Genomic DNA, 385 nt, shown 5'->3' with positions numbered 1-385 from the left:
ATCTGGTCCTCAGGAATACCGACGGGCCGATGAGCGCCTGGACTAAGAAAGCCGAACACTCCAGCTAGCCCCCTCTCCCCCTCCACGCTGATCTCGCCGTTGATGCGCAAATATGCAAGCACCTCTCCCCACTTCGCAGGGTTGTAGCTTCCATGAGCGTTCCCCCTGGATGCAATGTCGTCTGCGACATCAACAGCTAATGTTTCGAGCGCTACCCGCGCATTCGTGAGAGCAGCATTGTAGTCGGGTGGAGCGGCCCTGAATGCAGCTGCCGAGTCGTTGATCTTGGTGATGATGTCTTCGTGCCTAGGAGCCCCACAGACTTTCAATGCCGCGATCAGGTCATCCTCCACCGGGGAGTCGGACAACGATGGGTCCGTTTGGA

Annotated in this window: 1 protein-coding gene; it reads right to left on the bottom strand. The window is 57.9% G+C overall.

Annotated features, from left to right (window positions below; genetic code table 11):
* The coding region (locus tag KMS84_RS39325) for a hypothetical protein (protein ID WP_256921431.1) at nucleotides 1-353 on the bottom strand (353 nt) is incomplete at its 3' end.
* Nucleotides 354-385 lie beyond the last annotated feature (32 nt).

The organism is Streptomyces hilarionis, from assembly GCF_024539675.1.
In the GTDB taxonomy this organism is placed as follows: domain Bacteria; phylum Actinomycetota; class Actinomycetes; order Streptomycetales; family Streptomycetaceae; genus Streptomyces; species Streptomyces hilarionis.
This window is presented reverse-complemented; position numbering and strand designations above follow the sequence as displayed.